The sequence below is a fragment of the Flavobacterium lipolyticum genome, assembly GCF_020905335.1.
GTDB lineage: Bacteria > Bacteroidota > Bacteroidia > Flavobacteriales > Flavobacteriaceae > Flavobacterium > Flavobacterium lipolyticum.
Genome location: NZ_JAJJMN010000002.1, coordinates 917918 through 933592, shown reverse-complemented (window position 1 = coordinate 933592; position 15675 = coordinate 917918). Strand labels below are relative to the sequence as shown.

The window sequence follows — 15675 nt, the reverse complement described above, 5'->3', positions numbered from 1 at the left end:
TTAATGTGTTAAATAAGTAACGCAAATTTTTTGGTACATCATTTTTAATTATTTTGCGCATACCATGATCAGATGAACTGAAAAAGAATCCTATCCGTTCTTAGGCAAAGATGCTTCTAAGTAGGACGAATACGTATACTTTCAACTGATGTGGGATAGTATATTCTTACTTTAAATGCCGAAATCAAAAATGATGAAATCTGTACACGCTCAACTTTTACACTTACTATTATTATTTATTGGAGTTGCTTCAATAAATGCGCAAAACTACAAATCTGCTGATGTCTTAATTGGAAATAAAACTCTTAAAAAAGGAGTACTATCCAATGGCATGACGTATTATATTTATCCAACAGCGGTAAATAAAAACACAGCAAGTTATTATATTATTCAAAACGTAGGCTCTATTTTAGAGAATGACAATCAGAAAGGATTGGCACATTTTCTGGAGCACATGGCTTTTAATGGCACTAAAAACTTTCCCGGAAAAGAAATTTTGACGACTCTCGAAAAACAAGGGGCTGTTTTTGGAAATAATATAAATGCTTACACCAGTTTTGATGAGACGGTTTATAATTTTGACAATATTCCATCAACAGATCCTAAAGTAATTGATACTGCATTACTGATTTTACACGATTGGTCTCATTCATTACTACTGACCAATGAGGAAATTGATGCCGAACGTGGTATTATTGTTGAAGAATGGAGAACCAGGCAAAACGCATCAACCCGTATTTCTAACTTATTCAACCCTTATTTGTACAACCATTCGCTGTATGCAAACCGTGTTGCTATTGGTGATATGGATATTGTAAAACATTTTGATTACACTTTGCTACGAGATTTTTACAAAGAATGGTACCGTCCCGATTTGCAGGCAATTGCGGTTGTTGGGGATGTAAATGCTGAAGAAATTGAGCAAAAAATAAAAACGTTATTTGCTGATATTCCGAAAGCTAAAAACCCGAAAAAACGTTTTGAGGTCGCAATTCCGGATCATGAGGAACCTTTTTTTAAGTTAGCACTCGATAAAGAAATCACAAATTCGGCTATATCTTTTAAAATCATTCAAAATGGCGCAGGTCAGAGTCAGACTTTTGCTGATCTAAAGCAGTCAATAACGAGGATAATGGCGTTTTCGATGCTCAACGACAGATTGAATGAATTAGCACAGAAAGAAAACTGTCCGTTTAAAAATGCGGAGGCTTATTATTCTAATTTTAAAAGAATGAATGATGTAATGGGGATGGATATTGCTCCAAAACCAAATAAACAGGCAGAAGCTTTAGCTGTAGTTGTGGATGAGTATATACGTGCCGGAAAATTTGGTTTTTCGGAAGGTGAAATTCAAAGAAAAGTAACTTTCATTAGTTCTTTTTACGAAAACTATATCCAATCAGAGAAAGAAGTTTCACATAGTAGTATTGCCAATAGTATACAATCAGATTATCTTTTACATCGACTGTTTACAGATACTAAAAGCGAGTTTGAAATGATACAATCTATTTTGAAAGAAATCGATTCAAAAGCTCTTCAGGTCGAATTAACTCGTGGATATACTTCAAAAAACAGAGTAGTGACTGTTGAAGGGATGGAAAATGAAACCAATTTAACAAAGGAGAACGCTTTTGCTATTATTACCAAATCAGAAAACAATCCTAATTTAAAGCCTTATACAGACAGTTTTAATGATAAGTCACTGTTGACTGATGTAACAATTGTTCCGGGTAAAATTACTGCTGAAAAGGAAAGTAAAGAAATCGGAGCTACTACTTATATTTTAAGCAATGGCGTAAAGGTGCATTATAAATTTGCCAATAAAAATGTAAATGATGTACAGTTGTATGCGGAAAGTTTCGGGGGGGCGTCCTTATATGATCTCAAAGATCTGCCATCGACATTTGCACTGAACGGTTTGACAGATGCTTCAGGTGTGGGAGCATTTTCTAATATTAATTTGGAAAAAATCCTTTCAGGAAAGGTGGTCGGTACGGGAATAAATGTGGGAGATTTAAATGAGACGGTTTCGGGTAATGCCAAAGTAAAGGACCTCGAAGCAATGCTGCAATTGGTGCATCTGCGTTTTGTAAAGCCGCGTTTCGACAAGGAAATTTATGATATTAAGAAATTAGATCTTCAAAATTACCTGGAAAACAAAGACAAGGATATCAATGCAAAAATGACCGATAGTATCAATGCAATCGTTTACGGGAAAAATAATCCCAGAGTAAGAATTTTGGATCAGCAGTTTATTGATGATTTGTCTTTTGAAAGAATAGAAGCAATTTATAAAGAGCGATTTTGTGATGTTTCTAACTTTGAGTTTTTTATCGTAGGTGACGTAACACCGGAAGTACTGAAACCACTATTAGAAAAATACATCGCCAGTATTCCCGGTATAAAAAGAGATGAAACATTCAAAGACAAAACACCTGTCTGGAGTTCTAATAAAATTAACAAAGAAGTTTTAATTAAAATGGAAACGCCCAAAAGTACGGTCAATATTCAGTTTGAAAGCGATTTTAAATACACTTCCAAAAATGCTGTTTTGGCGGATATGCTGCGTGACATTTTGACTTTACGCTATACAGAGAATCTTAGAGAGAAGGAAGGAGGAACTTATGGTGTTCAGGTCAGTGCAGCAGCTTCGAGATTTCCAAAAAATACGGTTGCTCTATCGATAAATTTTGATTCAGATCCGATCAAAGTGAACAGTTTACTTCCTATAGTGTACAACGAAATTAACAAAATTAAAAATGGCGTTTTGGTAAAAGAGGACCTGGCGAAAACCAAAAGCAACTACTTGAAATCAAGAGAAGATAGCAAAAATTTTAACAGCTACAGTTTGAGTTTATTATACAATTTTTTTGAGTACAATATAAACATGGATAATCCTGCAGCTTATGTAGCTATTGTAAATAGCATCACTGAAAAAGACATTCAGCAGTTTGCTAATGAATTTCTAAACAAAGCCAAGTCTTACGAAATTGTTTTTAAACCATTGAAGTAGCCGGTATTGGCATAGAAGGAGTGACTTTGTTCAGAATGTCATTTCACTTTTCTTAAAATGTCATTGCCTTTAAAAGGGGATAAAGACAGGGTATAAGCAGGAATCTCATGGTAGGATTATATTTAATTACTTTTAAAGTGGTATTAAATATCTTGTTAATTTATTAAAAATTGAATTTAAGGCAATTTCTTTAAGTTTAAATTATTATTTTATTGAATTCATAGCAATGAATTAGGTTGTTATTGATAATTTTGCGGCTGTAAATTTTAAATGGATAGGGGCTAAGTTGTGAAGAGATTTACTAAAAAAATGTAAGTTAATTTTATGACTGTAGACAATTGGCCCAAACATATTCAAAAGTCTTTTATTCTTTTTAAGAGTATTTTTTTTGAATTCCTTTCTCTTTTTAGCTTTTGCTCCATATTACCTGACCATAAGGTAAAATTAATCAGTTCCGTAAAGTACTTCATTCTTGCTTTTTTCTTAGTTTCATTCCATTCTCAGGCTCAGGTTCAGGAAATCACCCCCCGAATCAAACAACTGGGAGAGAAATTAAGAAATTTAGATAACCGTAATCAAACAGACAGTATCAGTTACTTAATTGATAAACATCTCACGAAACCTGATTTGAGTGTATATGAACTTCAATTACTTCATTTTTTTAAGGCTAATTACTATAAAATCATCGGTAGATCCTCGGATGCGATTGTTTCTTTGAATAAATCTATAGCACTGAAAGGAGAAGGAAGAGAATCGCTGAAAACGTATAATAGGAGTCTTTATATATTATCGGATTTATTATTTACTAAGAAAGATTATAAAAAAGCATTTTATTATGCCAATTTATGCCAAAATGAAATTTCGCCAACGGATAGCCCCAGTAATTATATTGTATTGCATTTAATTATTGGATACTATTATTACATCAATTACGACCACAAGAGAAGCATGGAAGAATTTTTGCTCACAGAGCGTGTGGCAAAAAAGTATAGTCCATGTAAGCTAGCGGAAGTTTATGTCAAAACGGCCCGTGTGTACAGTAGGCAAAACAGAATAGAAAAAGCAAAAAAAGCGATTACCGAGAGTATAAGAGTAGCGGACAGCTGCAATGATTTAGAGAATAAAATTAACGCCTTACGAACCTTAAGAGAAATTATGGTGGAGCAGGGAGAGTTTGAAGCTGCTCATAAAACATTCGAAAGACTGGATCGATTAGTAGGGATAGAAGATATGAAGATTCGAAACAGCAGAATCGATTCGTTTGAAATTGCGAACAAAATCAAGTTAAAGGAACAGCAGAATACTTACCTGAAAAGAATCAACTATAATAAAGAAGAGCGTTTGCAAAAACAGAAAGTGGCTCTTATTGCTTCGTTAATCGGAATTACTTTATTAATCATATTGTTGTATTCGATTGTGGTATTGACCAAAAAGCAACGAATAACCAATGAAACGCTAAAACTGCAAAAAGAGCAAATTGAGGTAAAGAATAATGATCTTAAACGCCTTAATTTATTGCACCAAAAGATTTTTACAGTAATCTCCCATGATTTTAAGGAACCAATCACAACCTTAAAAATTTTATTAGAGAAAGAAGAGATACTTAAAAATGAAAATGAGATTGTATCAACCTACATGAAAGCGATCGGGCAGCAATTGGAACAATCGGATGCCATGCTCACCAGTTTACTCGATTGGGCCAAAATGGAACTGATTACCGCACAATCGGGTTATAGTGAGATCATGCTGCACAACCTTATCAGCGCGGCCTGTAAGGAGTTAGGGCATCAGGTAAAGGCCAAGAATATTACAATTGAACTTAAAGTAGCAAAAGGTACAGTCATCATTTTTAACTCGGCTGTTTTAAGTATAGTCTTGCGAAACGTTATCAACAATGCTATTAAGTTTAGTTACGCAGACAGCGCTATTGTTATAGAATATGATCATCATGAAATAATCGTAACAGATTCAGGAAAAGGAATCGAGCAAAAAAAGATTGACAAATTATTCAAACAGAAAATAAATCCGGGACTAGGCACTAATCTGGAATCGGGGTTTGGAATCGGACTCTATTTGTGTCAGGAACTAATGCTGAAAAACAAAGGAACGCTTGCCGTTTTTAACAATGAATCAGCAGGTTGTACTTTCAAAATTATCTTGCCAAAATAGGGAAAACCGCTATTTATTTAACAATTTTTTTGTCGCTAATTTGTGTTATGATACATATTGCATTTTTTGAAGACCAACCTATTGTCTGTGGGGGTCTTACTAGTTTTTTTTCAAATCAAAAAGATTTGGAAGTGCTTTTTTACGCGACAAATAAGCAAGATTTATATCTTAAAGTTCAGCAGCATTCAGGATTAGATTTAATTATTGTTGATCTGATTGCAAGTGATGTGCAGGGACTGGAAGTCTATGAATACCTTCATAAAAATCATCCTGATTTGCGAGTAATTGCTTTTACCTCTCTTTCAAGTCCCATATTAGTCGAAAACTTATTGGCTATGGGCGTAAAAGGTTACGTTAATAAAAACCAGGACAGTGAAGATCTTTTAGAAGCCATTAGATTAGTATGGGAAGGCGGAGTTTATCTGCCGGACGACTATGCCTTTTTATCCAAACAAAACAGGGTAGGCACAGCAATTACGCTAACGGCAAAAGAGCTTACGATCATGCAATACATTATTAGAGAATTTACTACAGCCGATATTGCCGGCGAACTAAAACTTTCGGTCAATACGGTCGAAAATCACAGAAAAAACATTTTTAGCAAACTCGACGTGAGTAATGTTGCCGGTATGGTGCGCGAGGCATCAAAACTGGGACATATTAACTAGAGTATAGTGGTGGTTTAGGTCCCTTCGACTTGAGTCTAATCGCTATAATTTTTGAATATCAAGGGATATTCGAAAAGACTTTGTATGGAATTTTAATTATTTATTATATGGTGAACTTTACTTTTTTTATAACCCGGTTTTTTGTTAGAAGAAGCGCTCTGGAGGAGGGTTTCTTAATCTCTTTTACTTCGCTTGATTTTGATGCTTTTCTCCGAAAAAGTAATCGCTTTTCACCCGATACATGTATTAAAAACTTTTTTTTTACTCTCATGCATTCGCTACAACAGCAGGAATTAAAATGGCATTCAGGTTGTTATCGGGAGATAAATTCTATAGCAGTTACTAATAATCAAAACTATTAAAATGTTGAATAAAATTACATTAAAATTAAGGCAATTACAGCTGACTTTTATACTGTGTTTTCTTTCTCTCTTCAGTGGATGGAATGTCTTTGCTGAAGGGTCTAAGGATTTGTTCCCCAGTGGAGCAACGGGACATAGAATGATGTTGTCTAGTTCTGGTATAGCACCTACTAGTACCGCAATTGTAAACAGAGGAAGAATGTTTGTTTATGCGAAAGCCAACGAAACCCTTTATTTAGGGTCTTCTGCTCAAGGTATTCGCGGAGGAACAATTCTTTTGACAAGTCCAACTGGTAATACTAGCTTTAGTAGCGGGAACTCTACTACAGTTGGGTTAATTGCCAATAGAACGCAAGAAATTAATGGTCCTGTAAATTTAACTACGGGTGGTTATACACCATATAGTTTTAAAGTACCGGCAGGAGAAACGGGAGTGTGGGTAGTAGAGTTTATATCACCTAATGATTCTTTAGATCCTTCTGTTACTAGTTATGCTGCTCATACTTTTACAGCTGACGGAAACTGGACACAAGCTAATAATAGTCCTTATGTTGTTGCTTGGGATATTACAGTAGCCAATGAAGGAGGAACTGGACAAAAGGGACGTGTGTATACTAATGTGTTAACAGGGTCTTTAGGTTCTGCTTCAAATAGCTTCATGTCTACTTGTAATATTATTACAAATGATGGTTTTAGGTATACTGTTAAACCTAATGGTATGACACCTTATTACTTTGCTTTTTTTTGTAACAATAAAGGGGTTAGAACTGGTTCAGCGGCAACAGGAGCTCCAAGTTATAAAAGCACGTCTATGGCGAGTTTATATAATTTAGATAATACTAAAACAGGTTTTTCTTTTCAGGATCCTACAATTGTTGATGATTTAACCAATACGACATCCAAAATATTTTTTAATCTGCCAGACGCAAGCTTACCGGCTTCTGCGCCTATTTTTTTTCCGGGGAGCACAGCTTCCACAACCTGGTTGAATGTGCCTATTGTTGCACAAGCTATTTCAGCTATTTCGGTAAATGGAGTAGAAGGAACCAGTGGTATGGGAGTTTATCCTCTAGGAGCTTTTATCAATTTTACGGCCACTGTTAACGCTAATTATCTTATCGAAATTGATGTTAATGGAAATGGATTGATGACAGATGCCATAGATGTAACTTTAACAGGTACTGCTATTGCGGGTGCGAATAAAGTAAGATGGGATGGTAGAGATGGTGCACGTAATCCTATAACCAATAATACTAGTTTGAAATTAAGTATCGTCCTTTTCAATGGAGAGGTACACTTTCCATATTTAGACGCCGAGCGAAATACGAACGGTATTATTATTACCAGATCGAATGGACCGGATCCTAATAGTAATGTGTATTGGAACGATACGCCGATTGGAACAGATACGGGTAGTACCGATAAATTTCCTCCAAATTTGTTGGATGCTTCTTCGCGTACCTTAAACAATAGTAGTTTAGCTGGTACACATAAATGGACTACTAGTTCGTCTCGTTCTTCAGGGTATGGAGACTTACAATTACTGGATACATGGGCTTATGTGTATACTACACCCGGGCCACCAATATCTGTACCAATTGTACAAAATGAGGCAGATTTAGCGGTAACAAGTATTAGTGATGTGGTTAGTGGTAATGTGGGATCAAATGTTACTTATACAGTCGTTGTAAAAAATATTGCAGGACCAAACAATGTAACTGGAGCAAAGTTTAAATTCTCAGACTTAGCTTCAGGCGCAAATTTAGCGGTTCAGTCGTTTACCTCTTCTTCTACTTTAGGTGGAGCAATTACCACGCATACCATTACCGGCGGTGTGCTTGATGCTACGGTTGACTTACCAAAAGACGCCACGATTACTTTCACAATTGTCGCAAAAGTATTAGCAGCAGCTGGAAGTAATCCTACGGTTAAAGCCACGATCATGCGCCCTGCAGATTTGACAGATCCGGACGCGACAGCAGATACACATATCGGTACACCCCCGGTAGATCCTGATGTGGAATGTGACGGAACGCCTAGTGGTGTGGGTTGTAATAACGTAAAAACAGATGCTTTAACGGTTATTTTTATAGCATCACCAAAAATTGAAGTAGCAAAAAAGGCAACTTACGTAGATGCTAATGCAGATGGAATCGTAAACGTTGGCGATAGAATTGATTACACTTTTACAGTTAGAAACACTGGAAACGTAACCCTGGCTCCGGTAACCATTAGTGATGCTAATGCAGTGGTAAGTGGAAGCTTAGCGAGTTTAGCTCCAGGAGCAACAGATTCGTCTAGTTTTACAGCCGTTCACACCATCACTTTGGCTGATATGAATAACGGTCAGGTAGACAACGTAGCTACAGCTACAGGAACTCCTCCAACAGGATCTCCGGTAACGGCTAAGTCAACCGATCCAAGTCCAATTTGTTCGACTTGTCCACCAAAAGATCCGGCTGCATGTCCAAGCTGTACCGTAGTTCCTTTAACGTCTTCACCAAAAGTAACGGTAAGCAAAAAAGGAGTTTACGTAGATGCTAATGCAGATGGAATCGTAAACGTTGGTGATAGAATTGATTACACTTTTACAGTTACCAACACAGGAAACGTAACCCTGGCTCCAGTAACCATTAGTGATGCTAATGCAGTGGTAAGTGGAAGCTTAGCGAGTTTAGCTCCAGGAGCAACAGATTCGTCTAGTTTTACAGCGGTTCACACCATCACTTTGGCTGATATGAATAACGGTCAGGTAGACAACGTGGCTACAGCTACAGGAACTCCTCCAACAGGATCTCCGGTAACAGCTAAGTCAACTGATCCAAGTCCAATTTGTTCGACTTGTCCACCAAAAGATCCAGCTGCATGTCCAAGCTGTACCGTAGTTCCTTTAACGTCTTCACCAAAAGTAACGGTAAGCAAAAAAGGAGTTTACGTAGATGCTAATGCAGATGGAATCGTAAACGTTGGTGATAGAATTGATTACACTTTTACAGTTACCAACACAGGAAACGTAACCCTGGCTCCAGTAACCATTAGTGATGCTAATGCAGTGGTAAGTGGAAGCTTAGCGAGTTTAGCTCCAGGAGCAACAGATTCGTCTAGTTTTACAGCGGTTCACACCATCACTTTGGCTGATATGAATAACGGTCAGGTAGACAACGTAGCTACAGCTACAGGAACTCCTCCAACAGGATCTCCAGTAACAGCTAAGTCAACCGATCCAAGTCCAATTTGTTCGACTTGTCCACCAAAAGATCCAGCGGCATGTCCAAGCTGTACCGTAGTTCCTTTAACGTCTTCACCAAAAGTAACGGTAAGCAAAAAAGGAGTTTACGTAGATGCTAATGCAGATGGAATCGTAAACGTTGGTGATAGAATCGACTATACTTTTACAGTTAGAAACACAGGAAACGTAACCCTGGCTCCGGTAACCATTAGTGATGCCAATGCAGTGGTAAGTGGAAGTTTAGCGAGTTTAGCTCCAGGAGCAACAGATTCGTCTAGTTTTACAGCCGTTCACACCATCACTTTAGCTGATATGAATAACGGTCAGGTAGACAACGTGGCTACAGCTACAGGAACTCCTCCAACAGGATCTCCGGTAACAGCTAAGTCAACTGATCCAAGTCCAATTTGTTCGACTTGTCCACCAAAAGATCCAGCTGCATGTCCAAGCTGTACCGTAGTTCCTTTAACGTCTTCACCAAAAGTAACGGTAAGCAAAAAAGGAGTTTACGTAGATGCTAATGCAGATGGAATCGTAAACGTTGGTGATAGAATTGATTACACTTTTACAGTTACCAACACAGGAAACGTAACCCTGGCTCCAGTAACCATTAGTGATGCTAATGCAGTGGTAAGTGGAAGCTTAGCGAGTTTAGCTCCAGGAGCAACAGATTCGTCTAGTTTTACAGCGGTTCACACCATCACTTTGGCTGATATGAATAACGGTCAGGTAGACAACGTAGCTACAGCTACAGGAACTCCTCCAACAGGATCTCCAGTAACAGCTAAGTCAACCGATCCAAGTCCAATTTGTTCGACTTGTCCACCAAAAGATCCAGCTGCATGTCCAAGCTGTACCGTAGTTCCTTTAACGTCTTCACCAAAAGTAACGGTAAGCAAAAAAGGAGTTTACGTAGATGCTAATGCAGATGGAATCGTAAACGTTGGTGATAGAATTGACTATACTTTTACAGTTAGAAACACAGGAAACGTAACCCTGGCTCCGGTAACCATTAGTGATGCCAATGCAGTGGTAAGTGGAAGTTTAGCGAGTTTAGCTCCAGGAGCAACAGATTCGTCTAGTTTTACAGCGGTTCACACCATCACTTTGGCTGATATGAATAACGGTCAGGTAGACAACGTAGCTACAGCTACAGGAACTCCTCCAACAGGATCTCCAGTAACAGCTAAGTCAACCGATCCAAGTCCAATTTGTTCGACTTGTCCACCAAAAGATCCAGCTGCATGTCCAAGCTGTACCGTAGTTCCTTTAACGTCTTCACCAAAAGTAACGGTAAGCAAAAAAGGAGTTTACGTAGATGCTAATGCAGATGGAATCGTAAACGTTGGTGATAGAATTGATTACACTTTTACAGTTACCAACACAGGAAACGTAACCCTGGCTCCAGTAACCATTAGTGATGCTAATGCAGTGGTAAGTGGAAGCTTAGCGAGTTTAGCTCCAGGAGCAACAGATTCGTCTAGTTTTACAGCGGTTCACACCATCACTTTGGCTGATATGAATAACGGTCAGGTAGACAACGTGGCTACAGCTACAGGAACTCCTCCAACAGGATCTCCGGTAACAGCTAAGTCAACTGATCCAAGTCCAATTTGTTCGACTTGTCCACCAAAAGATCCAGCTGCATGTCCAAGCTGTACCGTAGTTCCTTTAACGTCTTCACCAAAAGTAACGGTAAGCAAAAAAGGAGTTTACGTAGATGCTAATGCAGATGGAATCGTAAACGTTGGTGATAGAATCGACTATACTTTTACAGTTAGAAACACAGGAAACGTAACCCTGGCTCCGGTAACCATTAGTGATGCCAATGCAGTGGTAAGTGGAAGTTTAGCGAGTTTAGCTCCAGGAGCAACAGATTCGTCTAGTTTTACAGCCGTTCACACCATCACTTTAGCTGATATGAATAACGGTCAGGTAGACAATGTGGCTACAGCTACAGGAACTCCTCCAACAGGATCTCCGGTAACAGCTAAGTCAACTGATCCAAGTCCAATTTGTTCGACTTGTCCACCAAAAGATCCGGCTGCATGTCCAAGCTGTACCGTAGTTCCTTTAACGTCTTCACCAAAAGTAACGGTAAGCAAAAAGGCAACTTACGTAGATGCTAATGCAGATGGAATCGTAAACGTTGGTGATAGAATCGACTATACTTTTACAGTTAGAAACACAGGAAACGTAACCCTGGCTCCGGTAACCATTAGTGATGCCAATGCAGTGGTAAGTGGAAGTTTAGCGAGTTTAGCTCCAGGAGCAACAGATTCGTCTAGTTTTACAGCCGTTCACACCATCACTTTAGCTGATATGAATAACGGTCAGGTAGACAACGTGGCTACAGCTACAGGAACTCCTCCAACAGGATCTCCGGTAACAGCTAAGTCAACTGATCCAAGTCCAATTTGTTCGACTTGTCCACCAAAAGATCCAGCTGCATGTCCAAGCTGTACCGTAGTTCCTTTAACGTCTTCACCAAAAGTAACGGTAAGCAAAAAAGGAGTTTACGTAGATGCTAATGCAGACGGTATTGTAAACGTTGGCGATAGAATTGATTACACTTTTACAGTTACCAACACAGGAAACGTAACCCTGGCTCCAGTAACCATTAGTGATGCCAATGCAGTGGTAAGTGGAAGTTTAGCGAGTTTAGCTCCAGGAGCAACAGATTCGTCTAGTTTTACAGCGGTTCACACCATCACTTTGGCTGATATGAATAACGGTCAGGTAGACAACGTAGCTACAGCTACAGGAACTCCTCCAACAGGATCTCCAGTAACAGCTAAGTCAACCGATCCAAGTCCAATTTGTTCGACTTGTCCACCAAAAGATCCAGCGGCATGTCCAAGCTGTACCGTAGTTCCTTTAACATCTTCACCAAAAGTAACGGTAAGCAAAAAGGCAACTTACGTAGATGCTAATGCAGATGGAATCGTAAACGTTGGTGATAGAATTGACTATACTTTTACAGTTACCAACACAGGAAACGTAACCCTGGCTCCAGTAACCATTAGTGATGCTAATGCAGTGGTAAGTGGAAGCTTAGCGAGTTTAGCTCCAGGAGCAACAGATTCGTCTAGTTTTACAGCGGTTCACACCATCACTTTGGCTGATATGAATAACGGTCAGGTAGACAACGTGGCTACAGCTACAGGAACTCCTCCAACAGGATCTCCGGTAACAGCTAAGTCAACTGATCCAAGTCCAATTTGTTCGACTTGTCCACCAAAAGATCCAGCGGCATGTCCAAGCTGTACCGTAGTTCCTTTAACATCTTCACCAAAAGTAACGGTAAGCAAAAAGGCAACTTACGTAGATGCTAATGCAGATGGAATCGTAAACGTTGGTGATAGAATTGACTATACTTTTACAGTTACCAACACAGGAAACGTAACCCTGGCTCCAGTAACCATTAGTGATGCTAATGCAGTGGTAAGTGGAAGCTTAGCGAGTTTAGCTCCAGGAGCAACAGATTCGTCTAGTTTTACAGCGGTTCACACCATCACTTTGGCTGATATGAATAACGGTCAGGTAGACAACGTGGCTACAGCTACAGGAACTCCTCCAACAGGATCTCCAGTAACAGCTAAGTCAACCGATCCAAGTCCAATTTGTTCGACTTGCAGGCCAATAGACCCTACTTGTTCAACCTGTACAGTAGTAAGTTTTATTGATGCGATAGATGAGATCCCATTAGTAGTTAATGGATTGAACGGAGGCACCACAGTTTCTGTATTGTTGAATGACAAATTACATGGTACAACTATAGTCGCTTCAGACGTGAATTTAAGTGCGGTTTATTTACCAACAGGAATGACATTAAATACCGATGGTACTATTAAAGTTAGTACTGGTACTGCACCAGGGGTTTATACTGTAATTTATAGTATATGTTCAAAAGCAATGGCAGCAGCCGGTACACCAATGTGCGATCAGGCTGAAGCTAAAATTACAGTAACGGCAACAGTTGAACCAATATTCGAGAATGGAAGTATTGCATCAACAGGAGGAACTGTTTTCACAAACATTGCAAGCAATGATAAAGTAAATGGAGTTTCGGCAGTATTAGGAACAACAGGAAATGCTACAGTTGCAGTGTCAGGCACATGGCCAACAGGAATTACTTTAGATCCTTTAACCGGTAAAGTAAGTGTTGCGGCAGGAACTAGACCAGGAACTTATAATGTAGTTTATCAGTTATGTGACAAACTAACTCCGGTAACTTGTGCGACGGTTTCAGATGAAATTAAAGTAACTCCAGTTGTTGAACCAATATTCGAAAATGGAACTATTGTGTCAACAGGAGGAACTGTTTTCACAAACATTGTAAGCAACGATAAAGTAAATGGAGTTCCGGCAGTATTAGGAACAACAGGGAATGCTACAGTTGCAGCGTCAGGAACATGGCCAACAGGAATTACTTTAGATCCGTTAACCGGAAAAGTAAGTGTTGCGGCAGGAACCAGACCAGGAACTTATAATGTAGTTTATGAGTTATGCGACAAATTAACTCCGGCAACTTGTGCGACGGTTTCAGATGAAATTAAAGTAACTCCAGTTGTTGAACCAATATTCGAAAATGGAACAATTGTGTCAACAGGAGGAACTGTTTTCGCAAACATTGCAAGCAATGATAAAGTAAATGGAGTTCCGGCAGTACTAGGAACAACAGGGAATGCTACAGTTGCGGTGTCAGGCACATGGCCAACAGGAATTACTTTAGATCCGTTAACCGGAAAAGTAAGTGTTGCGGCAGGAACCAGACCAGGAACTTATAATGTAGTTTATCAGTTATGTGACAAACTAACTCCGGCAACTTGTGCGACGGTTTCAGATGAAATTAAAGTAACTCCAGTTGTTGAACCAATATTCGAAAATGGAACTATTGTGTCAACAGGAGGAACTGTTTTCGCAAACATTGCAAGCAACGATAAAGTAAATGGAGTTCCGGCAGTATTAGGAACAACAGGGAATGCTGCAGTTGCGGTGTCAGGAACATGGCCAACAGGAATTACTTTAGATCCGTTAACCGGAAAAGTAAGTGTTGCGGCAGGAACCACACCGGGAACTTATAATGTAGTTTATGAGTTATGCGACAAACTAACTCCGGCAACTTGTGCGACGGTTTCAGATGAAATCAAAGTAACGGTAATTGCAGGGACATCAATAATTGCAAATGATGATAACATTCCAAACGTAAATGGAATAACAGGTACACCAAATGCAGGGAACGTATTAGGTGGTAATCCAAATTCGGATACTTTAAATGGCGTACCAGTTGTGATTAGCCTGGTTGATTTAAAAGTGACAACACCGGCAGTTCCAAAAACATCTGGAGCAGCAGTTCCGGTAATTGACACTACCACAGGAATAATAAGTGTTCCGGCTAATACACCAGGAGGTACCTATACATTAACGTACAGTATTTGCGAAAAATCAAATCTTTCGAATTGTGATGCTGCAACGGTAACCATATTGGTATCAAGACCAAGTATTGCTTTAGTGAAAACGGTACATTTCAATGATGAAGATGGTGACAGTAATGCAAAAGTAGGGGAGACTATTACGTATAATTTTACAGTAACCAATACAGGAAATGTAGCGTTGACTAATGTTTATATAGTAGATCCGTTAACTGGAATTACCATGACCGGAGGCCCAATAAATTTAGCTGTAGGAGAAGAGGATAGCACTTCCTTTACAGGAACTTATTCGATCGTACAAGCTGATATTAATTCGGGAAGTATATCGAATCAAGCCGAAGTTTTTGGAACAAGTCCTGATCATATTGAGGTAAAAGACAAATCAGATGATAGTAGTGTATTGGGGGATAAACCAACTGTTTTATCGCTACAAGGTTGTGTAATTAAAGTATTCAACGCGGTTTCTATAAATGGAGACAGTAAGAACGAGAGATTTTATATCCAGGGATTAGAATGTTATCCTGACAATACGGTTCAGATTTTTAACCGTTGGGGAGTTTTGGTTTTTGATCGTGATCATTACAATAATAATGATATCGTTTTTAGAGGTATTTCTGAAGGACGTGTTACAATCAAAGATTCAGATGGATTACCGGAAGGAACTTATTATTATATCATTAAATACAAAGACAACCAATCCAATCCACATCAGGAGGCGGGGTATTTATACCTGACCAAATAATATTCTGTACTAATAAAATGGCTTAGTCAATAGGCTAAGCCATTCTTTAAAAATAAA

At 38.7% G+C, this 15675-nt stretch carries 4 protein-coding genes; all 4 read left to right on the top strand.

The window, feature by feature from the left end:
* The first annotated feature begins 190 nt into the window (after window positions 1-190).
* The 4 genes from LNQ34_RS20505 (at window position 191) to LNQ34_RS20490 (ending at window position 15618) form a co-directional block, all read left to right on the top strand.
* On the top strand, window positions 191-3013 hold the full coding sequence (locus tag LNQ34_RS20505) for a M16 family metallopeptidase (RefSeq protein WP_230001055.1): 2823 nt from the start codon (window positions 191-193) through the stop codon (window positions 3011-3013).
* Window positions 3014-3337: 324 nt separating this feature from the next.
* The gene (locus tag LNQ34_RS20500; protein WP_230001054.1) at window positions 3338-5182 is read left to right on the top strand and encodes an ATP-binding protein; all 1845 of its coding nucleotides are present in this window, start codon (window positions 3338-3340) and stop codon (window positions 5180-5182) included.
* Between the two features lie 47 nt (window positions 5183-5229).
* Complete coding sequence (locus tag LNQ34_RS20495; RefSeq protein ID WP_157495883.1) at window positions 5230-5850, top strand: response regulator; 621 nt, start codon at window positions 5230-5232, stop codon at window positions 5848-5850.
* A gap of 363 nt (window positions 5851-6213) precedes the next feature.
* A complete protein-coding gene (locus tag LNQ34_RS20490; RefSeq protein WP_230001052.1) occupies window positions 6214-15618 on the top strand; it encodes a DUF7507 domain-containing protein in 9405 nt (3134 codons plus the stop codon).
* Window positions 15619-15675: the final 57 nt, after the last annotated feature.

What these genes read in the sequence shown, in the direction of transcription:
- LNQ34_RS20495 (WP_157495883.1), top strand. Translation starts at nt 5,230, where the DNA reads ATGATACATATTGCATTTTTTGAAGACCAACCTATTGTCTGTGGGGGT.
- LNQ34_RS20490 (WP_230001052.1), top strand. Translation starts at nt 6,214, where the DNA reads ATGTTGAATAAAATTACATTAAAATTAAGGCAATTACAGCTGACTTTT.
- LNQ34_RS20505 (WP_230001055.1), top strand. Translation starts at nt 191, where the DNA reads ATGATGAAATCTGTACACGCTCAACTTTTACACTTACTATTATTATTT.
- LNQ34_RS20500 (WP_230001054.1), top strand. Translation starts at nt 3,338, where the DNA reads ATGACTGTAGACAATTGGCCCAAACATATTCAAAAGTCTTTTATTCTT.